The sequence below is a fragment of the Helicobacter cinaedi PAGU611 genome (assembly GCF_000284635.1).
In the GTDB taxonomy this organism is placed as follows: domain Bacteria; phylum Campylobacterota; class Campylobacteria; order Campylobacterales; family Helicobacteraceae; genus Helicobacter_C; species Helicobacter_C cinaedi.
In genome coordinates this window covers 550,871-576,020 of the sequence record NC_017761.1, presented here as the reverse complement: position 1 = coordinate 576,020, position 25,150 = coordinate 550,871, and the positions used below count along the sequence as shown (strand labels likewise).

Here is a 25,150-nt window from a genome sequence, read left to right as displayed (position 1 = left end):
CAGTTAGACTCTACCTGAATTAAACAAAAAACAACGCAGAATAGGCAGATTCTACCTTTCACTTAGAATCTTCATTTTACCATTCTCCACCACAACATACATATCTTTCTTGCCCACAGAGCTAAAGCTTGGCTTACCTTTAAGTGTGGCTTTGTAATCCTGCATAAAGCTAATGCGATACATATTTCTATGGGCTTCATTTGGATAGATTGAGACATTTACAAGTGAGATTCTAATCACCTTATCTTCATTTTTAGCAAAAATATTTTTCTTATGCTCCCTAAAAGATTTAAAACTCATACCATCGGGGCGATAGAAGTCCTTTTCATCATAAAAGGCAAGATAGCTTGTCAAATCACTTTTTTGCCACGCATTTTTCCACTGATACAAGCTTGAAAGCACAAGGGCGAGTTCATCAACATCAGCAGGTTTTAACTCCCCCTCATAAGTGATAAGCATTGTTTTTTTCCAATCAATGAGCCTATCATACTTTTTCAACAACTCATTGTCAATGGCAATACAGCCCCGCGTATTCAGCTCTTCCCTATTGCCATTTAAAGGTAATCCGTGAATCCAGATTCCGCCGCCTGTTTTTTTGAGTGATTGATCATACACATTTGGGTAGCTTGTAGAAAATGCCAAAGGTCCATAGTATTGATCAAGCCCGGTTAATCGTGCATTTAAATCATACGAACCAATGGGCGTTGTCAAATCACCCTCTTTTTTCTTATTGCCCTTACCTTTTGCCACAAGAGCTGAAGAGCTGCCAAGCTCGTGCAATACAGAATCTTTAAATTGATACAAATGCAGTGATGGAGCAGATTTGTTTGATACAAATAAAAATTTCAAATCCTCAAAATACCCATATTCTGTCGCGTTTCCTTTAAGATACTCTGCCCAATATTCTTTGCTTGTCAAATACCCTTCAAGCTTAGATTCTATACTGCCTATGCCATTTTTTTTATATTCATTGACTAATGCTACAAGCTGTGGATCTAGGGCATATACACACCCCACACACATCGCCATACATATAAGCACTTTTTTCACAAATCCCATACTTTTCACTCCTTTATTTATAAAGTAAAATCATACCCTATTTTTTTCAATAGGTCTTTTTGCTTACTCCAGCCTTTATACACGCTCACATCAAGCTTGAGATACACAGACTTTGGGCTTAAAGCTAAAATTTTTTCTCTCGCACATTTGCTAATGCGTTTAATACTAGAACCACCCTTGCCTATCACAACGCCCTTTTGACTTTGCTTCTCCACAATAATTTCCGCAAAAATTCTATCTAGCTTTTCCCCCTCCTCAAATCGCTTTAACATCACATCTGCTTCATAAGGAATCTCATCACTGAGATTCTCAAATAAACTTTCCCGTATCATTTCTTTATAAATTTCTTTAATTGAAGATGGTGTTAGCAACTCATTATCATAATAAAAGGGCGATTGTGGCAGAAAACTCGCAATGCTCTTTAAAAGCAAATCCCTATCAAAACCCTTTTTTACACTAAAAGGCAAAAGGGCTAAAAAATGCTTATCAAATTTTTGATATTCTGCCATTTTTGCGAGTATCGCTTCATTGCTGCAAGTATCACTTTTACTTAAAAGTAAAATATGTTTGCCCTGATAGAGTTCTAAAAAAAGCTGATAATGCTTCACATCATCGGTAATCGGTGCAAGATAGAGTGCCAAATCACAATCGCCCATAGCCTTCAAAGCCTGTGAAAGCATATATTGATTAAGCAGTTTTTCTTGATGATGAATCCCGGGTGTATCTACAAACACTATTTGTGTGTTAAGCGGGGCATAAGGCACAATGATTTGGAGTTGCTTACGCGTGGCGTTTGCTTTATGTGAAACAAGGGCTAGATTTTCCCCTAGAAGATGATTTAAAAGCGTTGATTTCCCAGCATTTGGTCTGCCAAGTGTAGCCACAAACCCAGAGCGGGTAGGCAGATTCACACCAGATTCTAAACTCACTTGAGATTCTATATTTTCATAAGATTCTAAACAAGATTTAGACATATAATCCCCTTGTTAATCCCTGCTTAGAGCCATAGAAACGCCTAGAGAATATATCGTGCCAAATCCACATTTTCTACCACATCTCCTAATCGCTCTTTCACCATCTCCGCGGTAATGGTAACTTCCTTGCCCTGATAGGTATCAATATTAAAGCTAATCTCTTCTAGCACTCGTTCAATAGTCGTATGCAACCGCCTTGCACCAATATCTTCTGTGCGTTCATTGGCACTATGAGAGAGCTTTGCTATCTCGCGTATAGCCTCATCGCTAAATTCAAGCCTAATATTTTCTGTATCAAGTAAGAGCTGATACTGCCGCAAAAGTGAGCTTTTTGTTTGGGTTAGAATCTTATACAAACTCTCTTCGTTGAGTGAATCTAGCTCCACACGCAAGGGAAATCGCCCCTGCAATTCTGGTATCAAATCACTTGGTTTGCTAAAGTGAAACGCCCCTGCGGCGATAAACAAAATATAATCTGTCTTTATCTGCCCATATTTTGTATTGACCACACTACCTTCAACAATAGGCAACAAATCCCTTTGCACGCCCTCTTTACTAGGATCCTGCCTTGAGCTATCTTTGCTCCCCACGGCGACCTTATCAATCTCATCAATAAAAATTACACCATTAGATTCTGCCCTTTTTAGCCCCTCTGCTCGTATAGCTTCTGAATCTAACACAGATTCTGTGGCTTCATACATCAAAGCTTCTTTTGCCTCTTTGACACTCACTTCCTTTTTAACCTTATCATTTGTAACATTTAGCACCTTAAAAATGGACTCTTGGACTTTTATCATATCTGGCGGCAGATTATCATCGCCCACTTGTGCCTTTTTGCTTATCTCTATTTCAATTTTTAGCTCATCCACTTCGCCTTTAAGCACTTTTTGCTTCATTTTAGCAAAGCTTATGTCATATTCATTTTGCTTAGATTCACTCGCCCCTTGCGGCAATGGTGGCAAAAGCTTTTTGGTAATTTTTTCAATAATGTAGTCATTAATCTCCGCTTGTGCTTTTTGTCTATGCTCATTTTCTACAAGATTCACACTCGCTAAGACTAAATCTCGCACCATAGATTCCACATCTCGCCCTACAAAGCCCACTTCCGTGTATTTACTCGCTTCTACTTTGACAAAGGGTAATCCCATCATTTTTGCCATTCTCCGTGCAATTTCCGTTTTTCCCACACCTGTTGAGCCAATCATCAAAATATTTTTAGGCGTTATCTCATCTTGCACTTCCTTATCAAGCTTCATTCTACGATAGCGGTTTCTTAACGCAATCGCCACAGCCTTTTTGGCTTCACTCTGCCCTATAATATAGCCATCAAGATATTCTACAATCTGCTTTGGTGTCATATTTTCTTTCATTTTTGCTCCATTAAAGTTCTAAGATTCTAATATTTGTATTTGTGTAGATACATAGCTCCCCTGCGATATGCAAAGACTTCTCCACAAGCTCCTTTGGCGGAATCTGTGCGTATCTATCTAACGCCCTAGCCGCACTTAGAGCATAGTTCCCCCCACTGCCAATCGCAGCAATTCTGCCATCTTCTGGCTCTACCACATCGCCTGTCCCACTTAAAATATAAATATGCTCGGTATTGAGAACAATCATCATCGCTTCAAGCTTCCGCAAATACTTATCCTTACGCCATTCCTTGCTAAACTCTAATACACTTCGCACCAAATCGCCCTTGCGTCCTTCCAAAATCCGCTCAAACATATCAAATAAAGAAAACGCATCAGCCGTGCTTCCCGCAAAGCCACTTAGAATCTGCCCATTATAAAGTGTGCGGATTTTTGTGGCATTATTTTTCAATACACAATTCCCAAAGGTTACCTGCCCATCGCCACCGATAATAGCACATTTCTTCCCTTCAAATTCGCCCTTATAGCCAAGTATGGTTGTCGCTTCAAACATTATTAATCCTTTTGTGCTTTGATAGTGAGCTTAAGCGTAGCATTTATGCTGTGTCCAAGTTTTACAAGAGCAGAAAAATCGCCAATATGCTTGATTGCCTTATCAATCTCAATATGCTTTTTATCAATTTCAATTTTATGTGCGAGTAAGGCTTGGGCTATCTCATCTTTTGTAATAGAGCCAAAAAGCGTGTCATTTGCCCCAACTTTTTTCTCTAAAACAAGATGTAAAGATTCTAAAGTTTGTTTTAATTGCTTGAGTTCGGCAATTTTAAGGGCTTCAAGCTCGGCTAATTTTCTCTGCTCTGCCTTATATTTATTAATCACTTCATTTGTGGCGTGTTTTGCCTTGCCCTTAGCGATAAGGAAGTTTTTCCCATAGCCATCTTTAACTTCTACAATCTCGCCCTTTTTGCCAAGCCCCTGCACATTCTCTAAAAGTAAAACTTTCATATTTTCTCCATTGCGTTATAATAAAAGGCAAGATTATAGCTAAAAGTGGCAATATTATGTTAAAAGCTCTGCAAAATTCCTATCCCAACGCCAAGTCCATTTACATTGAATCTAAGGCGATTATGTATCCACGCATTGTGATTAAGGCGGATTTGTCTTTGTATGTCCGTGTGCCTAAAGCCTTTAGCCAAAAGCAGATTCTAGATTTTATTCACACTCATCAAAGCTGGATTCACACTACCCTTGCCAAGCTCCAAACACAAAAGCAAGATTCTCACAATTTTTTACAATCTCACACAGGAGAAATACTTGTCTTTGGAGAGTGGCTAGAGTATGAAAAGATTTTGACAGAATCTACCACAGAATCTACGCCTAACTCCCCACAACCCCACCGCCTTAAAGCCATTTTACGCACTTTACTTTTAGACCACATCACGCAACAATGTGCCTTTTATGCTTCAAATATGGGGCTTGTGTATAAGGATATAAAAATCACAAATGCCCTAAGTCGCTTTGGGAGCTGCACTTTTGACAATCGCTTACGATTCTCATTTATGCTCATTTTTGCGGATAAAAAACTCATTGATTATGTAATAATCCACGAGTTAAGCCATATCGTGCATAAAAATCACTCACAAAGTTTTTGGAATCTTGTAGAGAGATTTTGCCCAAATGCCAAGGCTCATCGCAAAGCCTTGCGGAAACAAGCGAGATTCTATCCCGCGTTATTACAAAGGCTCTCTATATAAGTTTCTTTGACGCCACTACTGATTTGACACTACTCTTTTGATAGCTTTGCAAACGCATCTAGCACTTCAAGCACACGCTTAGTTTCTATAATCTTTTCTGCTAGGAAATAGCCCTCTTTTATGCTCTCTGCCTTCCCTGCTAGATACAATCCCACTGCGGTATTGAGTGCGACAAGCTGGGCTTTTGGGGAAGACTTCACAGGTAGCGTAGCATTAAAAATATCAAGCGTTATTTGTTTGTTTTCTTCACAACTCCCACCTTTTAACGCACTATAATGGACAAAGTCTAGCCCCACAACAGAGGGGTTAAACACATAGCTGTGAATCTTGCCATTATCTAGCTCTGTAATTTGTGTAGGGGCGGAGAGTGAAATCTCATCATAGTTATCAAAGCCACTCACCACAATGGCTCTTTTTATGCCTAAAATCGCCAAAGCCCTAGCCATAATCTCCGTATAAGACTTATCAAATACGCCAATACATTGATGGGTAACACTCGCAGGATTTGCTAGGGGACCGATAAGATTAAAAGCTGTCTTAAAACCTAGACTTGCCCTTGCTGGAGCGGCAAACCGCATAGCAGCGTGAAACTTTTGAGCGAATAAAAATGTAATGCCTAGCTGGTTATAGATATTTTGAGCGGTGTGAATCTCCATATTGACATTAATCCCTAGGGCTTGAAGCAAATCAGCCGAGCCAGATTGCGAGGTTACAGCCTTATTGCCGTGTTTAATAATCTTTACTTCACCAGCAGCAAGGAGCAAGGCACTTGTTGTAGAGACATTAAAAGTCTTATTGGGACTGCCGCCCGTGCCTACCATATCAAGCCGCACCTCATCACTCTTAGGCAAAGCAAAGGAAATTGCCTTTTTCTTTAGCACAGAAGCAAATCCCGCTAGCTCCTCTTCATTCACCCCCTTTATCTCAAGGCTTGTAAGAATACTGCCTATTTGCGCATCACTCACATTCCCTTCTGTAATCTCGTCCATCACATCATAGGCTTGTTTAAAGCTAAGATTCTGCCCTTGCAATGTGCTTTTTAGATAATCTTTTATGGGGATAATCTCATTTCTATAATGCAGGAAATTAAGCAGCATTTTTTCACCATCAATTGTGCCAATAGATTCTGGGTGAAACTGCACACCCACAAGATGATACGACTTATGAGCAATCGCCATAATCTCGCCATCTTCACTCCACGCACTCACTTCCAAGCTTGTGGGCAAATCCTGCACTCTGCCCACAAGCGAGTGATACCGCACAATAGGCGTATTTGGCGAGATATTGCGAAAAAGCCCTTTTTGATTGTGCTTTAAAGGCTCAACTTTGCCGTGAATGATATGTTTAGCATTTACTATCTCCATACCAAAAGCCGCCATAATCGCCTGATGTCCTAGACAGATTCCAAGAATGGGGATAATGCCTTGAAACTCTTTAACAATCTCAATGGATATTCCCGCTTCCTTTGGGCTTTTGGGACCCGGACCGATGATGATATATTGCGGATTTATATCTTTTATCTCTTGAATGCTTATCTTATCGCTTCTTGCGACTTGAATAGGAAAGCCAAAGCGGTAAAAAGCCTGATAAATATTAAAGGTAAAAGAATCGTAATTATCAATCAATAAAATCATTCTGCCTCCTCCTTTAATCCTTTTTTATTCCGCCCCCCATTATTTTGCTTGACTTTACTCTGCTCCACTTCATTCTGTCCCCTTAGCATATCTAACAAGGATTGAATCTTATTTTGCGTCTCAAGGTATTCCGCCCTAGAATGTGAATCTTGCACCACACCAGCACCAGAACGCATATAATATACGCCGTTTTGATACACAGCACTGCGAATAGCAATAGCAAAGTCCATATCTTCATTTTGCGTAAAATAGCCTATCGCTCCGCCATACACGCCCCTACGCGTAGATTCTAAGGATTCTATCATTTCTATGGCAGCAATCTTTGGCGCACCGCTTAGTGTCCCAGCGGGAAATGCTGCCTTGAGTGCATCTCTTTTTGCAAAACGCTTAGAATCTAGCTCCCCTTGGACTGATGAGACAATATGCATAACGCGAGAATACCGCTCAATCTTATTCCTTGCTATCACACTCACGCCTCCGCCCACACTCACTTTTCCCGCGTCATTTCTTGCTAAATCTAAGAGCATTAAATGCTCGGCATTTTCTTTTTCATCATTTAAAAGCTCTTTTTCAAGCTCCAAATCTTGCGCTACACTTTTGCCCCTTGGGCGTGTCCCAGCAATGGGTCGCAGGATAAAATGGCTTATCTCATCACTTGTTTTTAGACGAATCATAATCTCCGGACTTGCCCCCAAAATTACAAAATCATCAAAATCATAATAAAACATATAGGGGCTAGGATTTTGATGACGCAGATTTCTATACGCTTGAAGTGGCGGGATAGGGGATTTTACCTGCATAGATTGGCTTGGCACACATTGCAGCAAGTCGCCTTTATAGATTGAATCTTTAATCTTTTCTACCATTGTTTCATATTCTTTTTGGGAAGTGGCGTTTTGTATCTTATAGCATTGAGCCTGTGGATCTTGCGTAGATTCTAGAGATGATGAAGTTACATTTAAAGATTCTAGCTTTTTAGCAATACTAGCCACCTGCCCTGCCACATCAATGGCTTCTTTTTCATACGCATAGCTTACACTCACAATATGCAGTCTATCAAACAAATGATCAAAAATAAGAAAATCCCTTCCAAAGATAAAGCCACATTCCGGTGCATTATACAGCGGTGGATTACTAAACTTCACATTTTCAATCTCGGCAAAAAACTCATAGCCGATATATCCCGCCCCACCAAGAGGCAGGGGCAAATCTAAGGGTAAATGTGGGCTTTGCTCCGGCTTTGGAGCAAGACTTCTCACAATGGCTAAATTCTCTAAAAAGTCCTGCTTAGAATCTGCTCCTTTAGATTCTCTAGATTCTGTCAAACCCACAAAATCCGCCCTTATCCCTAAAGATTTTTTGATATTCTCGCTTGTGAGATAGCCTTGTAATGCCTGATGTAAGGGCGTTTTTACACCTTTTACTACAAGATAATGTATGCCCTCTTCCTTATACACCCTAAAAGCTTCATTTAAAATCACAAGCGAGTATCTATCCTTGCCCGTTTCATTATATGCAGATTCTAAAAGCACCTTTGCTTTGAGTGCAAAAAGCACAGATAAAGGACTCAAGCTATCACATAGCACTTCTTTATGTGCGATTTGTGGCTTATTTTGTGTGCGAAAATCAAACATTCTTAAACCCCTTTGCTATCGCGTTTTTATATCCACAACCTCAACGCCATTGGGAATGCTAAACTCAAAAATCTTATCTTGAATCTTTGGGTTGAGCCTAACCTTTGTGAGCTTTAATATCGTCTTTGATCCCATAGAATCCACAAACTCAATCTGCTCTGGTGTGTCATTTTTATCCACAAAAAGCACATATTGTGTGCCTTCAATCTTTGTGTGATATGTGCCATCAGGCTGTTTTTTAGCAGATTTGATAATAGAGATAAAATCCGTTTTTTCTTTCAAATGTGAGCGACTGACCTGCTCAATGCTTGGCTCATAGATAAGCACAGCATTGTCTTTCATATAAATTTCTTTTTTTAAAGGATTTGTATAGTCCCATTTCACTTTGTTTGGGGCTTTTCCATAGATTTTACCCTCATAATGGGCTGGAATCCCTTCTTCACTGACAATAAACTGCTCAAAATCCGCCTCAATACTTTGGAGATTTTCCCCCAACGCAAAGCTAAGGTTCAAACTTAGCAACACCAACACACAGATTCTAAAAATTTTCATTTTTGCTCCTTTTATCTTATTTGCCTTGTAATCTTTTGTTTTAAAGCCGGGATTTTACCCAAAGTATGTTACAAATTGCGTTAAAAATGTGCTAGAATACCGCCTAATTTTCAAGTTTGCTCAAATGGTTTGCTAAATTTAAACCCAAACTTTTTCACTTTTTCACATCATTTTATATCAAAGGCTTTTCAATGCTAAAATCTCTTGTTTCAAAAATACTTGGCTCACGCAATAATAAACTCATCAAGCTCTACACCAAAGAAGTGCAAAAAATAAATGCCTTAGAATCTAGCTATGCCTCACTTAGTGATACGGAGTTGCAAAATGCTTTTAATGAGCTAAAGATACTTGTGCAAAATGGCGAAGCTTCACTGCAAGATGTGTTGCACAAAAGCTTTGCCATCACGCGTGAAGCAAGCAAACGCACACTTGGTATGCGACATTTTGATGTGCAGCTTATAGGCGGTATGACGCTCAATGATGGACGCATAGCGGAAATGAAAACAGGAGAAGGTAAAACGCTTGTAGCTACACTTGCGGTGTGTTTAAACGCACTTTGTGGGCGAGGCGTTCACATAGTAACTGTGAATGACTATCTTGCTAACCGCGATGCAAAGGAGCTAGAGCCATTGTATAACTTCTTAGGCTTTAGTGTGGGGATTATCACTAATGATTTGCGTGATGATAATGCACGGCTTGAAGCTTACAGGGCGGATATTGTCTATGGCACAAATAATGAATTTGGCTTTGATTATTTGCGGGATAATATGAAATACGATTTAAGCCAAAAAGTCCAAAGGGAGCATTATTTTGCCATTATTGATGAAGTAGATTCTATCCTTATTGATGAAGCTAGAACGCCTCTCATCATATCCGGTCCGGTTAATCGCACACTAGAGCATTATCAAATCGCTAATAGCGTAGCCCAAAAGCTTAAAAATGAAATAGACTTTACCATAGATGAGAAAAATCGCGTAATTTTACTCACAGAAGAGGGGATTAAAAATGCTGAATCTTTGTTTAAGGTAGATAATCTTTACAGCATAGAAAACGCTACTTTATCTCACCACCTAGACCAAGCTTTGAAAGCAAACTATCTTTTTATTAAAGACAAAGACTATGTGGTACAGGATAATGAAGTGGTGATTGTTGATGAATTTACCGGTAGGCTAAGTGAGGGCAGACGCTTTAGTGAAGGGCTACACCAAGCCATTGAAGCAAAGGAAAAAGTGGATATTAAAGAAGAAAGCCAAACTTTGGCTGATATTACATTCCAAAACTACTTCCGCTTGTATGAAAGACTCTCGGGTATGACAGGGACAGCACAAACCGAAGCCACTGAATTTTTACAAATCTATAATCTTGAAGTGGTGAGTATCCCTACAAATGTCCCTGTGCAACGCAAGGATTTAAATGACTTAATTTATAAAAGTGAAAGGGAGAAATTTAATGCTGTCATCAACAAGATTACAGAGCTACATAAGAAAGGGCAGCCCGTGCTTGTAGGGACAGCAAGTATTGAAAAGAGTGAAATTCTCCACGAGCTACTTAAAAAATGCAGAATCCCGCACACAATCCTTAATGCTAAACAACACAGCAAGGAAGCCGAAATCATTAAAGATGCGGGTGTTAAAGGAGCCGTAACCATTGCTACAAATATGGCAGGACGCGGGGTTGATATAAAAATCACTGATGAAATTAGAGAGCTTGGAGGACTATATATCATCGGCACGGAAAGACACGAGAGCCGCCGCATTGACAATCAGCTACGCGGTAGGGCTGGAAGACAGGGCGATCCGGGAGTGAGCCAATTTTATTTAAGCCTAGAAGATTCGCTGCTTAGAATCTTTGGGAGCGATAAGATTAAAGGCATTATGGAGCGGCTAGGCTTGAAAGAAGGCGAACATATAGAATCTGGACTTGTTACACGCTCGGTGGAGAGTGCGCAAAAAAAGGTGGAAAATCTCCATTTTGAATCTAGAAAGCATTTGCTTGAATATGATGATGTGGCAAATGAGCAAAGAAAGGCGGTGTATAAGCTAAGAAATGAGCTACTAAGTGAAGATTTTTCCCTTGAAGAGCGTATCAAAACAAACCGCGAAATCACCGCACAATCCTTGCTGTATAAAGCACAGATATTGCCCGGTGATGATGCCTCTAATTTTGATTTATCTTCCCTTCAAGCTCAACTTAGTGAAGAGCTAGGATTCAAACTAGAATCTTGTGAAAATCTTAGCTATGATGAGCTTTTAGAAAAGCTTATCACCCAAATGAGCCAAAGCTATGAAGAAAAAATGTCAAAACTAGAATCTTCCCAACGCTCCCAAATTGAACGCATCATCTACTTACAAGTGCTTGATAGCTCGTGGCGAGAGCATCTCTACACAATGGATAATCTCAAAACCGGTATCGGTTTAAGAGGCTATAATCAAAAAGATCCGCTCGTGGAATACAAAAAGGAAAGCTACAATCTCTTTTTGGAATTTATAGAAAATCTCAAAACTGAAACCACGAGAATGCTCCATATTATTCAGCTACGAGAGCAAGAAGAGGAGGTGGCTGATAAAATGCTCCAAGATATGCAAGAAGAACTCAATGAAGATTTACAAACTTTTGAAGCACAAGATTCAAGTTCAAAGCCCCAAAAAGCAAAAATCTCTCGTAACGACCCTTGCCCTTGTGGTAGTGGCAAAAAATACAAACTCTGCCACGGCAAGAGCGGACCAAAAAAAGGGCTACTTGCTTAATGAAAGCTTTGATTCTCTATTTACTGCCACGATATTTACGCTTTGATAAGACACAGCCTTTTATCTCTATCACGGCACTTTTAGCGTTTTTTGGCGTTGGCATTGGTGTAATGGTGCTGTGCGTGGCGATGGCTATAATGAATGGTATGACAAAGGAATTTGAACGCAAACTTTTTGTGATGAACTACCCTTTGAGCGTGTATTCTACGACTTATGCGGGTGTTGATGATGAGATTTTGCAAGCTTTAAAGAAGCAGTTTCCGCAATTTCTCTTTAGCCCATATTTGCGTTATCAAGCTGTTGGCAAGGTGGGCAACACAATGAATGCGGCAATGGTCTTTGGCGTAGATATGAATGCAGAATCTCAAATCAATGAAGTGGTAAGAAAGGCTCTAGAATCACAAGAGATTTTGCAAGATTCTGCAGAATCTCAAAGCTTCAATGTTTCTCAAAAAACAAATAACACGCAAGATTCTAGCCAAACGCTTAAAAACACACCGCAACATATAAGGGAGCAAAATATCCTTGCTTTTAGTCAAAAAGAGTTTTCAATCCTTATTGGCAAGGGCTTTGAAGAAAATTTTGGCTTAGAAGTTAATGATAAGCTTGATTTATTTTTCACACAGCTTGAGCCTTCTGGCTTTGGCTACACGCCTATTACAAAGCGGTTTAACATTGCTGGATTTTTTGAATCTGGACTTAGGGCGTATGATGAAGCCTATACTTATACAAATCTAAGTGCTTTGCAGAAAATCCGCCGACTGCCCCCGGGCATTTATGATGGTATCCATATCCACACGCCAAAACCTATGGAGGATATTACGCCTATCCGCAACTTTTTAGAGATAGAGTTTCCACAAAGGGCTGGGATTGAGGGCTGGTGGCAGCAAAATGGCAATTTTTTTTCTGCTATGGAGCTTGAAAAACGCGCACTTTTTATTGTGCTTATGCTTATTATCGTAATGGCTAGTTTGAATATTATTAGCTCTTTGCTTATGGTTGTGATGAATCGTAGAAAAGAGATTGCCCTGCTTCTCTCACTTGGTGCAAGTAGGCAGGAGATTAAAGGGGTGTTTTTCTGGGTTGGCAATACTATTGGCTTAAGTGGGATTGTGCTAGGCATTGTGCTAACGGGCGTAGCATTGTATGTGCTAGATACTTTTCCTATTATTTCCTTACCCGCTGATGTGTATGGCAGCTCAAAACTTCCGCTTGATTTATCGCTACTAGATTTTTCACTCACCATTCTTGGAGCGGTGCTTATTGTTTGTCTGTCATCGTATTATCCTGCAAAAAAAGCAGCAATGGTAGATACCTTGCAAGTTTTACGCAACGAGTAGTATAAAACTCCTTTTTTAAGAGACTTGTAAGTAAATAAATCTTAGCATACCAAACGCCCGATAAATGCGGATATTACTTTATTTAGGAGTTCCTTTGAAAACACTTTATGTAGGAAATTTGGTCTATGCGGTTACGCAAGATGAGTTAAGAGAGCTATTTTCTCAATTTGGCGAGGTTTTTTCTGTAAAACTTATTAATGACAGGGAAAGTGGCAGACCAAAAGGTTTTGGATTTGTTGAAATGGAAGATAATGCCGCGTTAAAGGCTATTGAAGCACTCAATGAAAAGGATTTTCGCGGACGCAATTTGCGAGTGAATGAAGCACGACCCCGCGAGTAATAAAACAAAAAAAGCAATGCCACATCTTAGATCAATAAACAAGTCTTAGCAGATTCTAAAATCCGTTTTTTAAAGAGTGGTTTTTAGGGATTCTGCTATTTATCATTGACTATCAAAACTTTTCTGCACTCGTTTTATACCATCACAAGACTTTTACAACTACGCTCATTTTTTTATGTGAAATACCTACTTTGAAAGCGTCATCTAATGGGGGATTTTAAGGGGGAGCGAGTGAGTCGACTTTGTGTGCAATGAAGCAAACCTACACTTGCAAAATGACCAAGCCTTGAGCGCAGAATCGCTTAAAAGCACCCAAGAGACGCTGCGGATTAGCAGATTCTAGGGAGTAGCTCCCCTTGCGGATACTCCACATATCTTCTAGCACCCCACGCATTAGAGATAATTACCCGTGCATTTTTGACACTCTCCGCCTTTTTGCTAATCCGCCCTATCACAGAAGCATTTTTGCCAAGGCTATGGGAATGTAAAATTTCTAGCACCTTTTGACTTTCCCCCTGTGGCACAGCCATCACACATACACCTTCATTTGCTAGGCTCAATGGCTCAAGCCCTAGAATCTCACACACCCCTTTGACTTGCGGCAAAATGGGAATGCCACCCTCATCAATTTCTATCTCCACGCACATAGCCCTAGCCCACTCATTCAGCACCGCTGCTAAGCCCCCCCTTGTCGCATCACGCATACTATGAATCTTGCATTCTTGTAGCCCTTCAAGCATAGGATAAAGCTGCGCACAATCGCTTTGTAAATCACTTTGTAAATTTATCTCATTTCTTTGGCAGAAAATTACCGCCCCGTGTGTGCCAATCGCCCCACTTACAATAATCTCATCACCTAGAGCTAAATTTTTCACGCTATATTCCGCACCCTGAATCTCCCCTACCGCCGTGGTGTTAATAAAGATTCTATCCACACTGCCCTTTGGAGTAACCTTTGTATCCCCAGATAGAATCTTTAGCCCACCCGTAAGGGCTTCTTGCTTGATAGAAACTAGAATCTTTTCTAAAGATTCTATCTCAAAGCCTTCTTCAAGGATTAAGCCAAGTGTGAGATACATAGGCTTTGCCCCACGCATAGCCACATCATTGCTTGAGCCACACACACTTAATTTGCCAATATCGCCACCGGGAAAAAAAATCGGGCTAATCACATAGCTATCCGTGCTTATGGCTAAGGGCTTTTTGCTGTCAAACACCCCCGCATCTTCGCCACTATGCACAAGCACTTCACCCAAAATCTCATATATAATCTCTTCTAAAAGCAAGTTAGATTCTAGTCCCCCACTACCTTGAGAGAGTGTAATTTGTGTTTGTTTCATAATAAGTCCTCTAAAGTGATAAGTTGAGCTTGTTGCAAGATCTCTGATAAAAGCTGTCCTTTTTGCCTACTCCAAAAGGCATAATCGCACACGACAAAAAGTCGCTTTTTCACACGCGATATAGCTACATTTAGGGCATAAAGGGCGTGGGTTTGATATGAATTTGTCAAATGATAGTGCAAACTCACCGGTGAAAAGATGACATTATCAAACTCCTGTCCTTGTGAGCCATGAATGGTAAAAATCCTATCGCGTGGGATTTTAAGCCCAAGTTTTTGTCTTTGCTTCACAAAGGGCGTGATGATAGCATATTCACTCGTTTTTAGCTTTGTGCTTAGAATCTCACACACCCTCACTTCACTTTGACTGATTTGTGTCTCTATCTCTTGCTTTGCTCCACTATCAATGGCAAAAATCTCCATAGGCTCATCTTTGCCCCTTAACCCGATACGATATACATATCTATCCAAAATCTGTGCGAGATTATCCCCATAGCGATGTGTGCGACTTAGATTTACACATCGCATTTGCCTATATTGTGGGATTTCTCCACTTTGCTCATACGCTTGTGCGAGATTTTTAGGCTTTTCGCCATTAAAAAAAGATTCCAAAAACAAAGCAGAGAGATTCCACACAAACGCATTTTCATTCTCTTGTTGCATAAGGGCGGTTTTAGGCATTTCGCATACGGGAAACAGCTGCTTATGATCGCCAAAAAATGCGAGTGGTGTGCCTTCCACACACAACGCACAGGTTTTAGTCAGCGGTGCATACGCACATTCATCTAAAAAAATATGGCTAAAACTTAGCTCCAAACTCTCATATCGCTTGATAAAGCCATCAAGGGTTACGCCCACCACACAAGTGGTTTTCAAGCGAGTTTTAAGCGTATCTTGAAAATTAAAAAGATTCGTTGCTCCCTTTTGTTGCAACAGGCTAGGATCGCAAGTCTGCCAATACGCATTCATATAGCCCATAGTTGGTGTGCCAAGCCGCAAAATACTGCTTCTATCTAGCCCTAGCGTATCAAATTGCTTAATCAGCGTAATAAGCACCTGCTCCAAAGCATTATTTGTCGTTGTTACAACCGCCACTCTTTTACCCTGCCTCATATAATGCAAAATCGCTTCAAACAGCACCTTTTGCGTTTTACCCGTTCCCGGTGGTCCCCATACATAGCTTAAAGGCTCACTTAGCACGACTTTTAAGGCTTGATTTTGCTCATCACTCAAAGTGGGGATAATGGGAATAACGCTAGATTCTATATATGTAGGTAGCTTTAGCCTATCGCCAAAATTTTCAAAAAACTCTTCCACATTTTTAACCAAAAACTTCAAATCGCTAAAAAGTCTAAGCTTTTTTAGATTTTTTTTCACGCTCTCTTTGAGTGTAGAATCTAGCGTGAGATACACAACCTTTTGACGCTCATCATAATATTGCAGCTCAATATTCTCTTCATCGCCCACCATATAATGCATAGAATCTATATCCAAAATCAAAGCACTACTAAGCTTCAAATCCATATCCGCCACATTGCCTCTAAGTGAAAGAATAAGCGTATCATCTTGCAATGTCGGCACACTAATGGGGATTTCACTCAAACCCAGATTATGCGATGAAAGATACTCATAATACTGCTTTGCCCCATCGCATAGCCGCTTTTTTATCTCACTCATACTGCCACCATTTTGTAACACGCCATTACGCCCCTATAATGTGCCGTATTTATAATATGCCGCACAAGCCCCTTCACTGCTCACCATACAGCTCCCTAAAGGATTGCTTGGTGTGCAAGCTTTGGCAAAGACTTTGCAGTCAAAGGGCTTTGCCACACCACGCAGTATATCCCCACAGCGACACGCCCTATTATCCGCCACAGAATCTTTACTCAAAATCTCATCGAACACCACTTCAGCATCTATGTATGCGTATTGCTCTTTGAGTTTTAAAGCTGAATCTGCGATGTTGCCAAGCCCACGCCATTCAAAGCTTTTGCGTTTGGTAAAGTATTTTTCCACCAAGGCTTGGGCTTTAAGATTCCCACTCATACTGACTACGCGTTTATACTGAATCTCAAGCTCACTTCTGCCCTCCACCTTTTGCTTCACAAGCCTATACACACTCTCCATCATATCCACCGGCTCAAAACCACTCACCACCGCAGGAATACTATACTTCTCCACAATATCTTTATAAATCTTAGCTCCACTTATCACACTCACATGTGAAGGGGCAATCAAAGCATTAATGCGTGAATTTTTAGAATCTAAAATCGCACATAATGGCGGGGGAACAAGCACATGATTAATGTGAAAAAAGAGATTTGTAATATTTTCTTGCAGGGCTTTTTCCACAAGGGCAGCAGTCATTGGCGTTGTCGTCTCAAAGCCTATGGCAAAAAACACAACCTTTTTTTGCGGATTATTTTTAGCTATCTCTAAAGCCTGAAGTGGGGAATACAAAAACTGCACGCTAGCCCCCCTAGCCCTTGCATCTGCCAAGCTCCCATAGCTTCCGGGAATCTTAATCATATCACCAAGGCTTAATAATATCGTGTCTTTTTGCATCGCTATTTCATAGGCTTGATTAATGCGATTTTTAGGCATTACGCACACTGGACAGCCCGGTCCGTGGATAAACTCAATATTTTCTGGCATAAGCTGAGTTAGCCCATATCGCATAAGTGTGTGCGTATGCCCACCACACACTTCCATAATCACGAGCTTTTCTTTTAAACTTTGAGCTAGAATCGCAATCTTTTTGGCAAAGCCTGCGATCACATCTTTATCGCGAAAATTTTCAATTAAATCTAAGCTTATCAAATCTAAATTTGGCATATCACGCTCCAAAATATTATAAATTAAATATATCTTTGCTTCTTAGAATCTCACTATTTTCTCGTCCTAAGTGTATTTTTTGTAAAGATTCTTTTGGCAAAAGAAGAGTGTTTTTAAAAAAGAATAGAAAAACAAATCGCCTTGTTTGAAAAAGCAATCTTACACATTCTCGCACGATTTTAAGCAGCAATGATGGCTTTTGCCATCGCCCACTAATCGTGGTATTTGCCCTCACTTCTTGTATCACAGGCTTCACACACACAATGGGAATCTTATGGATATAAAACATATCCATATAATCATCAACAGGGCGATACCACGATTTGGCAGATTCTATAAATGCCTTTGCGGCTGTGGGTGTGAGATAGTAGCCTTGTGTGCCAGCGACATTATTAAAAGTAAAGTGAAAGCCTTTTTGCAAATCATAAAACTTTGCCTTCGTGATAAGATACATAAGTCTCACATACGCAAACGCACTTTGTTCTATCCGCTCTAGCTCTTGCCAAAAGTGTGGGAGAATCTCAACATCATCTTCTAGCACGATTATGGGTTCATTAGATTCTACACATTTTTGCCAAAGTGTATAATGACTTGCAAAACAAGCTCTTTCCCCATCGCTTAATTCCTTTCCACGAAAAAGAATACTTTTTATTTTAGAGTATTGTTTGAAGTTTAAATGCTCTTTTGCTTGTGCGTTAATAGCATTAAAAAATATAATCTCATATTTTTCTTTTAATTTTGAATCTAGATTCTCAAATTGCTTACTCATTAAGGCTTTGCGTTCTGTGGCTTGTGGGAGATTGATGATAAAAAGTTTCATTCTCTAACCCCACCATTAGCATTAAGCAACGCCTCATCCTCTTCTTGCATTGCTTTTAAAATCTCATCATAAAGCCTTAAGCTTTCCATCGCACTTAGTTCATCAATCTTACTCATCACAAAGCCTATATGTAAAAGCACCCATTCCCCCACACTCACAGATTCATCTAGCAAGTCCAAACTCGCCTCACGCCTTACACCTAGCGTATCCACCACGGCTACATTATTTTCCTTTAGCTCCACAACTTTAGAGGGTATAGCTAGACACATTTTCACTCCTTAAAACTGATGATTTGAATGGTAATTTTGTGCTTTTCTCTGGCTTATAAAATCTTTCACATTTTCAATACTCGCCCTATCCTTAGAGCTTGTTAGTAGAAGTGGCACATCTGCCTTAAGCTGTGCTAAGTCATTTTTCACGCGATTTATATCAAAATTAAAATGCTCCATTAAATCTGCCTTACTCACAATCACCGCGTCCGCACACATAAACATTGTAGGGTATTTTAGCACCTTATCATCACCCTCTGGCGTTGAGAGTAGCACAAGATTCAAACTCGCCCCCAAGTCATAGCTTGCCGGACACACGAGATTCCCCACATTTTCTATAAACAAATACTCCATTGTCTTAAAATCACATTGCTTTTCTAGCTCATTGAGAGCTGATTCTATCATCAATGCTTCCAAATGACACGCTTCCCCAGTGCTGATTTGATAGGCACTTACCCCCTTTGCCTTTAGCCTAGCCGCATCGCGATTTGTCTGTAAATCCCCCTCTAAGACGCAAAATCGTAACCCCTCAAACTCGCTTAAAGATTCAAGCAATGTCGTTTTCCCACTACCGGGCGAACTCATAAGATTCACTACATATACGCCTAAATCCTTATACCGCTCCCTTAGCTCATTTGCTTTTACATCATTTTTTGAGAGAATCTTGCGGACAATTTCAACGGATTTTTTATTCAAATTTGCGTTATTTTTTAGTCGCTCATTGCGGTTAAACTCATTATGATGAAGCCCTTCAAGTTTTTCACTCATTTTACATCTCCTTTATTTTGTTCCATACTACCACAAACCGCCTGTCCAAAGCTGATACTAAAATCATTACAAGGTAAAATCTTATGCATATAAAAAGGTATATTATGTTCTTTAAACAAAGTGTGGATTCTATCACACAAAAACTTATTTTGAAACACCCCGCCACTAAAATACACACGCACCCTTTTTGTTTTTAGCACCTTTTCACTCATCTCTAAAGCCATATATGCCAAAGTCTCTAAAAACCGCTTTGCCCCCTTTGCCTTATCTTGCGTTTTTAGAATCTCTTCTATCATCGCTTTGCAGTCAATCTCACCATTATCAATCTTAAATGGATAAGGAGAGACTTCCGCCCTTTCACGCAAAGCATAAGATTCTAGCAATGCCCCACTTTGCCCCTCATAGCTTTGAACTTCTAAAATCCCAAGCAAACACGCCACACAATCAATAAGCCTCCCCATAGAACTTGTTTGCAAAAACACTTTGCTTTCAAACGCATTTTGCAAAAGGCTTATATTCTCTCTCTTTTCTATATTCTTTGTTGCTAGATTCTGTGTCTGTATGCCATAGCTCCATAACAAGCCTAATGCAAGTCTGCCTATCTCTTTGATACTCCCCTCCCCACCTAGCAATGCAAAGGGCTTAAGAGAAAAGATTCTGCTCATACTTTTATGCTTAGAATCATATATAAAGCCCTCCCCGCCCCAAATGCCCCCATCTTCGCCTAGCCCCGTGCCGTCCCATATAATGCCAAAACCATCATTGTTTAAAGCATTAGATTCAGCCAAAATCGCATAAAAATGGGCTTTATGATGACTAATCTGTAAAAATTGCGGTGAATCTAAACTTGTCGCAGAATCCGTAGCAGAATCTAGCAAGGCTGTGTTATTTGTAAGATTCTTAGCTAAATGCGTTGAAGCATACTGCGGATGTAAATCACTCACTATCACCTTAGGCTTATTCACATAAAGACTAAGAAAAAATTGCAGCTCTTTTTCATAACGACATATAGAATCCACATTGTGTAAATCCCCAAAATATGGGCTAATAAGCGTATTTTTATAGACTATGCTTAGGCTTGATTTCTGCTGCGCTCCTAGGCTTAAGCACAATTTTTTGCTTCCAAAGGGTAAAAATAGCGGTGTAAAGCCGCGCGATAAACGCAAGGGGCGTAACTCCCCTGCCATAAAACGCATAATACTATCATCAAGGGCGTGGGTAATCTCCCTATCATAATCAAGCACCATATCAAACACGCCACTAAGCTTTTCCATAAGCTCATCAAGCTTTGTGATAATAGGCGTTTCACTGACATTCGCACTTGTGAAAATAAGCGGAGTATTTAGGAATCTAAACAGCAGGTGCATTATGCCATTATAGGGCAAAATCGCCCCAATGCTTGATACTTGCGGTGCGATAAGCTCTAGGGCTTGCGAGCTTAGAATCGCATTTTCACGCTTATTATGGGAGCGATTGTGTTGGCGATTATGAAAGTGTTTATTGAGTAGCACAATGGGGGCTTGTGGGGATAATAGAGCTTGTCTCTCACTCTCATTTATCTCCGCCACAGAAGCAATATCTTGCAGATTTTTAAACATAATGGCAAAGGGCTTTTTTGAGCGATTTTTGCGTTTTTTTAACGACATAATGGCTTGAATGTTAGTCGCACTTGCGATGAGATTAAACCCGCCTACGCCCTTAATAGCAATAATCTTACCTTCCATTATTTTTTGAGCCACAAGGGCTAGGAGCAAAATATCACTTGTGGCTTTGGGGTAGGCAAATATGTAAGATTTTTTAAGGCTAGGGATAATAAGACGCATTCTAATGGCACATTGATTGCAGGATATGGGCTGGGCGTGGAATCGGCGGTTTGTGGGAGTGTGATACTCACGCTCACAATCTTTGCATTTTTTAAATTCCCGCATTGAAGTATTAGTCCTATCATAAGGCAGAGCGTGGATAATAGAATGCCTAGCCCCACAATAAGAGCAGGTGGTAAAAGCATAGTCCTGAAAGCGTGGATTCTGCCTTGAGTTTTGTTTTGTATCTTGTTTTATATCTTGCCCTGTATTACAGCCCATATCCTGTAAGCACGCCTGACATATCGCTACATCTTGTGGCAAAAAGAGCTTGTCATCTTGCTTTTCTGTGCTTGAAGCAAGGATTCTAAAATCGCTATAAGGGGGTGTTACAAAAGGAACTTGGTGCATTGTGTGAGCGTGTATAACGGCATTTGGCGGGGGATTTTGCAAAATCTCTTGCAGGAATTGCTCACTTTGGATTAAAGTAGATTCAAGATAGATATAAAGGGAATTATAGCGATTTTGCACATAGCCTTTGAGATTTAAGCTCGTGGCTACCTGATACACAAACGGACGGAATCCCACGCCTTGTATTATGCCAAAAAGCTCTATGGCATAGGCGGTTTTTGCGTCTATGTGTGTATTTGGTTTGGGAAGTTTATCGGCATTTTTCATAGGCAAAGTATAGCATTCAAACCCAAATTAATTTAATAATTCTGTGTTAGAATATGGCACAAATTTTAAAGGCAACATTATTTGGGAAATTTTATGAGAGAGGCTTGTATGCAAAATAGCGTAGATTCACATAGTTCCACTTCGCAAAAACCACTACAAGATAAACACCGCGTTATATCCATAGCCCTTTTAGATAATCATATCAATATGGATTTATTGCGTGAATTAAGTAAGCATTTACAAGAATCTTTTGCCTACTTTGAGATTCTAATCCTTAATCCCTTATTTGATATGTTTGATAAAAATCACAAAGACACAATAAAACAGCAAAATACACATATTACCCCCCCCCCCCCCCGATATAAATCCACATTCCACACAAACAGAATCTAGCACCAAAGATTCTAGCAATCCATTCCACTTGGTTTGTGAAAAACAAAAAGCAGATTCTAACAAACACACAAACGCCACTGCGGAAGTATTTTTGAGTGATTTTAGTGGTTTTCAAGCGAAAGGCGAAGGGAGTTACCTAAAGGGTAATGACCGAGCCTTGAGTGCAGAATCCGCTAAAAGCACCAAAAAGACGACGCAAAATCTTGCTTCTATTCCTAATGTGCGGATTTTAGAGATAAGCTCCCCGCTTTGTAGTTATGAAAATCTAGGCTCATTAAAATATGAGATTTTTTTGCAAAACTGCATTGGCGATTATCTGCTTTTTATGGATTTGAAAACAGATTCTATTGCTGATTGCTTATCTATGCTTTCACTTGCACAGCAATATGATATGGTGATTGGCACAAGGAAGAATAAAAAGCAAAATATCTTGCAAAAGCTAGGCTCAAAGCTTTTCTACAAAACACTTGCTCTTTTTGCTAATAAAGCAAGGGAAGATTATAGTGAATTTTGCGTGATTTCACGCAAGGTTATCCACACACTTTTATCGCATAAACACGATATTAAGCTTTTAAGACTACTGCATTTTGACACAACGCTAAACATTTGTGAATATCCCTACACGCCAAAGTCTTATCCAAAAAGAAAGTTTTTAGATTCTCTCTTTTTGGGGCTTGATGTGATTTTTGGGGAATCTTACAAGCTGCTTAGGCTTGGTACTTGTATGTGCTTGTTACTTGCTTGTGGGAACGCATTTTATGCACTTTATATCCTTAGCACTTATTTTTTACTACCCCATATCGCAAGTGGCTGGACTTCTACTTCGCTGTATATGGTGGCTATGAATATCGGGCTGTTTTTAATGCTTTCAATCATTGGCGAATATGTGCGAATTGCTCTCATCAAGCTAAAAGGTGCTACGCCCTATGAAATTGTCAATGAGACAAGTTCAGTCAATCTTAATTTTGAAAACAAAAATATACAAAGGCATTAGTATGGAATCTAATAAAATTTTAAACATCATAATCCCTGTGCTAAATGAAGAAAAACGGCTTGAAAATGGCATAAGAGGGGCAATGGCGTTTCTAAGGGAAGCAAAGATTCCACACATTATAAGCATTGTGGATAATGGCTCAAGCGATTCTACACAAGAGATTGCCAAAAGTTTATGTGAAGAGCTGAATGCCAACACATTAGAGTTTATTTCACAAGTAGAGTATTTGCGATTGGAAGAAAGGGGTGTTGGCTTGGCATTAAGGGAAGCGATAGCACATAATACTAAAAGAAGTGAGCCTTGTGGCTTTATCGGCTATATGGATATAGACTTATCCACGGATATAGGGCACTTACAAGAAGTGTATGAGAATCTAAAAAATGGCGTAGAGATTATTGTAGGCTCTAGGCTTTTAAAAGATTCTGTGGTGATTGGGCGAAGTTTGAAGCGGGAGATTCTCTCTCGCACCTTAAATCTTATCCTTAAAATCGCACTCAAAGCAAAGTTTAGCGATGCGATGTGTGGATTTAAATTCTATCAATCGCAAGTGGCTTTAAATCTAAAAAATCTCTGCAATGATGATAAAAGCTGGTTTTACTGCACACAAATGCTAGTTATAGCACAATATCACAACATTCCTATAAAAGAAATCGCTGTAAAGTGGGAAGATGAAAGCACAGATTCTAAAGTGAGAATCTTTTCACTCTCACGCATTTATTTAAGTGAAATTTGGCGACTTTTTAAGCTTTTACGCCTGAAAAAATAATAAAAAGGATTAATATGCAAAAGGCAATTCTTATTGGCAGGGGCTATTGGGGCAAGATTTTGCAACACTACATTCAAAAACATTATAAAATTTCTCATATCTTTGGGCGTGATGTCGAAGATGAAGTCTTAATTGAAGCTTTAGATAAAGCAGATTCAGCCTTTATCGCTACACCGCTTTCTTCACATTTTAAGCTTGCAAAACTCGCCCTTGAACACAACTGCAATGTCTTTGTAGAAAAGCCTAGCACCGCCACAAAAGAGGAGTTTGAAACACTGCTAAATCTAGCTAGAAAAAACAATAAGATTCTATTCACAGATTATATTTACACATTTTCGCAATCTATTCTCTATGCCCTGCAAATATTGCAAGAAAAACATATAGAATCTATACAGGCAGAAATCACACAATATGGCAATTTTTATGAAAATGAAAGTGTGCTAGAAGTCATAGGAGTGCATTATATAAGCGTATTTGCCTTTATGCAGGAGCTTGGACTTTTAGATAATCTTTGTGTGAAGTCGTGCAAATTTTTAGATTCCAAAAAACAAAGTGCGACTTTGGAATTTAGTGCCTTGCAAGAGAAAGGGAGTAAAAAAGAGATTGTTTTATTACTTCATTGCAGCTTACTTTCAAATGATAAAAAGCGATTGTTGCGTATCAGCACAACAGATTCTATAATCAGCGTTGATATGCTATCCCCCACACCGCTTAGCACAATAGATTCTAGTGAATCTTTACCCATTTTTGATGAGAAAAATAATCTTAGCTTTGCTGTGGAGAGTTTTAAAAATATGTGTGCGAGAGTGAAGCAAGATTCTACAAGCTTAGAATCTTGCACTAACGCCTCTGCGGAAGTATCTTGGAGTGATTTTAAGTGTTTTACTAAAGAAAGCAGAGCTTTTCAAAGCAAAGGTAAAGGGAGTGGCTCAAAGGCAAATGACCGAGCCTTAAGCGCAGAATCACTTAAAAGCACCCAAGAGACAACGCAGAATCTACATTTAAGATTTTCTCACACTACCCTAGCCCTTCTCTCACAAGCCCATAATCTCGCCCAAGATTCTACTCCAAAGCCTTAA

The 25,150-nt window shown here is 39.7% G+C and carries 23 protein-coding genes; 8 read left to right on the top strand and 15 right to left on the bottom strand.

The window, feature by feature from the left end; genetic code table 11:
- Positions 1-51 precede the first annotated feature (51 nt).
- The 5 genes from HCN_RS02815 to rplI are packed head-to-tail and all read right to left on the bottom strand — an operon-like array spanning position 52 to position 4,408.
- A complete protein-coding gene (locus HCN_RS02815) occupies positions 52-1,059 on the bottom strand; it encodes a L,D-transpeptidase Cds6 family protein (protein ID WP_014666488.1) in 1,008 nt (335 codons plus the stop codon).
- Positions 1,060-1,076: 17 nt separating this feature from the next.
- Complete coding sequence (era, locus tag HCN_RS02810; protein ID WP_014666487.1) at positions 1,077-2,033, bottom strand: GTPase Era; 957 nt, start codon at positions 2,031-2,033, stop codon at positions 1,077-1,079.
- 41 nt (positions 2,034-2,074) lie between these two features.
- Positions 2,075-3,403 carry an HslU--HslV peptidase ATPase subunit gene (hslU, locus tag HCN_RS02805; RefSeq protein WP_002956239.1) on the bottom strand — a complete coding sequence of 443 codons (1,329 nt, stop codon included), beginning with the start codon at positions 3,401-3,403 and terminating at the stop codon, positions 2,075-2,077.
- A gap of 10 nt (positions 3,404-3,413) precedes the next feature.
- The gene (hslV, locus tag HCN_RS02800; protein ID WP_014666486.1) at positions 3,414-3,956 is read right to left on the bottom strand and encodes an ATP-dependent protease subunit HslV; all 543 of its coding nucleotides are present in this window, start codon (positions 3,954-3,956) and stop codon (positions 3,414-3,416) included.
- 2 nt (positions 3,957-3,958) lie between these two features.
- Positions 3,959-4,408, bottom strand: a complete 450-nt coding sequence (gene rplI / locus HCN_RS02795) for a 50S ribosomal protein L9 (RefSeq protein WP_014666485.1) — start codon at positions 4,406-4,408, stop codon at positions 3,959-3,961.
- A gap of 56 nt (positions 4,409-4,464) precedes the next feature.
- Here rplI and HCN_RS02790 point away from each other — a divergent pair, with 56 nt between their 5' ends.
- Positions 4,465-5,157 (top strand): M48 family metallopeptidase, encoded by a 693-nt coding sequence (locus HCN_RS02790; protein WP_002956236.1) that lies wholly within the window; start codon positions 4,465-4,467, stop codon positions 5,155-5,157.
- A gap of 29 nt (positions 5,158-5,186) precedes the next feature.
- Here HCN_RS02790 and HCN_RS02785 read toward each other — a convergent pair whose 3' ends face one another.
- Genes HCN_RS02785 through lolA form a run of 3 tightly spaced genes read right to left on the bottom strand, consistent with a single transcriptional unit; the run spans position 5,187 to position 8,977 of the window.
- Positions 5,187-6,791: a bifunctional anthranilate synthase component II/anthranilate phosphoribosyltransferase gene (locus tag HCN_RS02785; protein ID WP_014667527.1), complete on the bottom strand. Its 1,605-nt coding sequence runs from the start codon at positions 6,789-6,791 to the stop codon at positions 5,187-5,189.
- Positions 6,788-8,425 carry an anthranilate synthase component I family protein gene (locus HCN_RS02780; protein WP_014666483.1) on the bottom strand — a complete coding sequence of 546 codons (1,638 nt, stop codon included), beginning with the start codon at positions 8,423-8,425 and terminating at the stop codon, positions 6,788-6,790. The genes HCN_RS02785 and HCN_RS02780 overlap by 4 nt, the downstream gene beginning before the upstream one ends.
- Positions 8,426-8,440: 15 nt before the next feature.
- Positions 8,441-8,977, bottom strand: coding sequence for a LolA-like outer membrane lipoprotein chaperone (lolA, locus tag HCN_RS02775; protein ID WP_014666482.1), 537 nt, complete (start codon positions 8,975-8,977; stop codon positions 8,441-8,443).
- Positions 8,978-9,168: 191 nt separating this feature from the next.
- Between lolA and secA the strand changes: the two genes are divergently transcribed.
- From secA to HCN_RS02760, 3 genes are all read left to right on the top strand, one after another.
- Positions 9,169-11,724 carry a preprotein translocase subunit SecA gene (gene secA / locus HCN_RS02770; RefSeq protein ID WP_002956232.1) on the top strand — a complete coding sequence of 852 codons (2,556 nt, stop codon included), beginning with the start codon at positions 9,169-9,171 and terminating at the stop codon, positions 11,722-11,724.
- Entirely contained in the window at positions 11,724-13,064 is a 1,341-nt protein-coding gene (locus tag HCN_RS12560) for an ABC transporter permease (protein WP_014667526.1), read from the top strand. The genes secA and HCN_RS12560 overlap by 1 nt, the downstream gene beginning before the upstream one ends.
- Positions 13,065-13,158: 94 nt before the next feature.
- Positions 13,159-13,404 carry an RNA recognition motif domain-containing protein gene (locus tag HCN_RS02760; protein ID WP_014666481.1) on the top strand — a complete coding sequence of 82 codons (246 nt, stop codon included), beginning with the start codon at positions 13,159-13,161 and terminating at the stop codon, positions 13,402-13,404.
- 329 nt (positions 13,405-13,733) lie between these two features.
- Here the strand turns inward: HCN_RS02760 and hypE are convergent, their stop codons facing one another.
- Genes hypE through hypF form a run of 7 tightly spaced genes read right to left on the bottom strand, consistent with a single transcriptional unit; the run spans position 13,734 to position 21,918 of the window.
- Positions 13,734-14,744: a hydrogenase expression/formation protein HypE gene (hypE, locus tag HCN_RS02755; RefSeq protein WP_014666480.1), complete on the bottom strand. Its 1,011-nt coding sequence runs from the start codon at positions 14,742-14,744 to the stop codon at positions 13,734-13,736.
- Complete coding sequence (locus HCN_RS02750) at positions 14,741-16,441, bottom strand: AAA domain-containing protein (RefSeq protein ID WP_014666479.1); 1,701 nt, start codon at positions 16,439-16,441, stop codon at positions 14,741-14,743. The genes hypE and HCN_RS02750 overlap by 4 nt, the downstream gene beginning before the upstream one ends.
- 12 nt (positions 16,442-16,453) lie before the next feature.
- Complete coding sequence (gene hypD / locus HCN_RS02745) at positions 16,454-17,581, bottom strand: hydrogenase formation protein HypD (RefSeq protein ID WP_014666478.1); 1,128 nt, start codon at positions 17,579-17,581, stop codon at positions 16,454-16,456.
- Positions 17,582-17,597: 16 nt separating this feature from the next.
- Entirely contained in the window at positions 17,598-18,401 is an 804-nt protein-coding gene (locus HCN_RS02740) for a glycosyltransferase family 25 protein (protein ID WP_014667525.1), read from the bottom strand.
- Positions 18,398-18,670, bottom strand: coding sequence for a HypC/HybG/HupF family hydrogenase formation chaperone (locus HCN_RS02735; protein WP_002956225.1), 273 nt, complete (start codon positions 18,668-18,670; stop codon positions 18,398-18,400). Before HCN_RS02735 ends, HCN_RS02740 begins: the two co-directional genes overlap by 4 nt.
- A 9-nt stretch (positions 18,671-18,679) precedes the next feature.
- The gene (gene hypB, locus HCN_RS02730; RefSeq protein WP_002956224.1) at positions 18,680-19,438 is read right to left on the bottom strand and encodes a hydrogenase nickel incorporation protein HypB; all 759 of its coding nucleotides are present in this window, start codon (positions 19,436-19,438) and stop codon (positions 18,680-18,682) included.
- Positions 19,435-21,918: a carbamoyltransferase HypF gene (hypF, locus tag HCN_RS02725; protein WP_014666477.1), complete on the bottom strand. Its 2,484-nt coding sequence runs from the start codon at positions 21,916-21,918 to the stop codon at positions 19,435-19,437. The genes hypB and hypF overlap by 4 nt, the downstream gene beginning before the upstream one ends.
- Before the next feature lie 93 nt (positions 21,919-22,011).
- Between hypF and HCN_RS02720 the strand changes: the two genes are divergently transcribed.
- The 4 genes from HCN_RS02720 to HCN_RS02705 are packed head-to-tail and all read left to right on the top strand — an operon-like array spanning position 22,012 to position 25,150.
- Positions 22,012-22,311: a hypothetical protein gene (locus HCN_RS02720; protein ID WP_231996639.1), complete on the top strand. Its 300-nt coding sequence runs from the start codon at positions 22,012-22,014 to the stop codon at positions 22,309-22,311.
- Between the two features lie 28 nt (positions 22,312-22,339).
- Positions 22,340-23,305, top strand: a complete 966-nt coding sequence (locus tag HCN_RS10935) for a glycosyltransferase family protein (protein WP_014666475.1) — start codon at positions 22,340-22,342, stop codon at positions 23,303-23,305.
- A 1-nt stretch (position 23,306) separates the two neighbouring features.
- Positions 23,307-24,071, top strand: coding sequence for a glycosyltransferase (locus HCN_RS02710; RefSeq protein WP_014666474.1), 765 nt, complete (start codon positions 23,307-23,309; stop codon positions 24,069-24,071).
- Positions 24,072-24,085: 14 nt separating this feature from the next.
- A complete protein-coding gene (locus HCN_RS02705; protein ID WP_002956220.1) occupies positions 24,086-25,150 on the top strand; it encodes a Gfo/Idh/MocA family protein in 1,065 nt (354 codons plus the stop codon).

What these genes read in the sequence shown, in the direction of transcription:
- hslV (WP_014666486.1), bottom strand. Translation starts at nt 3,956, where the DNA reads ATGTTTGAAGCGACAACCATACTTGGCTATAAGGGCGAATTTGAAGGG.
- HCN_RS02790 (WP_002956236.1), top strand. Translation starts at nt 4,465, where the DNA reads ATGTTAAAAGCTCTGCAAAATTCCTATCCCAACGCCAAGTCCATTTAC.
- HCN_RS02735 (WP_002956225.1), bottom strand. Translation starts at nt 18,670, where the DNA reads ATGTGTCTAGCTATACCCTCTAAAGTTGTGGAGCTAAAGGAAAATAAT.
- secA (WP_002956232.1), top strand. Translation starts at nt 9,169, where the DNA reads ATGCTAAAATCTCTTGTTTCAAAAATACTTGGCTCACGCAATAATAAA.
- rplI (WP_014666485.1), bottom strand. Translation starts at nt 4,408, where the DNA reads ATGAAAGTTTTACTTTTAGAGAATGTGCAGGGGCTTGGCAAAAAGGGC.
- HCN_RS02815 (WP_014666488.1), bottom strand. Translation starts at nt 1,059, where the DNA reads ATGGGATTTGTGAAAAAAGTGCTTATATGTATGGCGATGTGTGTGGGG.
- HCN_RS02785 (WP_014667527.1), bottom strand. Translation starts at nt 6,791, where the DNA reads ATGATTTTATTGATTGATAATTACGATTCTTTTACCTTTAATATTTAT.
- HCN_RS12560 (WP_014667526.1), top strand. Translation starts at nt 11,724, where the DNA reads ATGAAAGCTTTGATTCTCTATTTACTGCCACGATATTTACGCTTTGAT.
- HCN_RS02705 (WP_002956220.1), top strand. Translation starts at nt 24,086, where the DNA reads ATGCAAAAGGCAATTCTTATTGGCAGGGGCTATTGGGGCAAGATTTTG.
- hypD (WP_014666478.1), bottom strand. Translation starts at nt 17,581, where the DNA reads ATGCCAAATTTAGATTTGATAAGCTTAGATTTAATTGAAAATTTTCGC.
- HCN_RS02780 (WP_014666483.1), bottom strand. Translation starts at nt 8,425, where the DNA reads ATGTTTGATTTTCGCACACAAAATAAGCCACAAATCGCACATAAAGAA.
- hypF (WP_014666477.1), bottom strand. Translation starts at nt 21,918, where the DNA reads ATGAAAAATGCCGATAAACTTCCCAAACCAAATACACACATAGACGCA.
- hypE (WP_014666480.1), bottom strand. Translation starts at nt 14,744, where the DNA reads ATGAAACAAACACAAATTACACTCTCTCAAGGTAGTGGGGGACTAGAA.
- hslU (WP_002956239.1), bottom strand. Translation starts at nt 3,403, where the DNA reads ATGAAAGAAAATATGACACCAAAGCAGATTGTAGAATATCTTGATGGC.
- lolA (WP_014666482.1), bottom strand. Translation starts at nt 8,977, where the DNA reads ATGAAAATTTTTAGAATCTGTGTGTTGGTGTTGCTAAGTTTGAACCTT.
- HCN_RS02740 (WP_014667525.1), bottom strand. Translation starts at nt 18,401, where the DNA reads ATGAAACTTTTTATCATCAATCTCCCACAAGCCACAGAACGCAAAGCC.
- era (WP_014666487.1), bottom strand. Translation starts at nt 2,033, where the DNA reads ATGTCTAAATCTTGTTTAGAATCTTATGAAAATATAGAATCTCAAGTG.
- HCN_RS02710 (WP_014666474.1), top strand. Translation starts at nt 23,307, where the DNA reads ATGGAATCTAATAAAATTTTAAACATCATAATCCCTGTGCTAAATGAA.
- HCN_RS02720 (WP_231996639.1), top strand. Translation starts at nt 22,012, where the DNA reads ATGAGAGAGGCTTGTATGCAAAATAGCGTAGATTCACATAGTTCCACT.
- hypB (WP_002956224.1), bottom strand. Translation starts at nt 19,438, where the DNA reads ATGAGTGAAAAACTTGAAGGGCTTCATCATAATGAGTTTAACCGCAAT.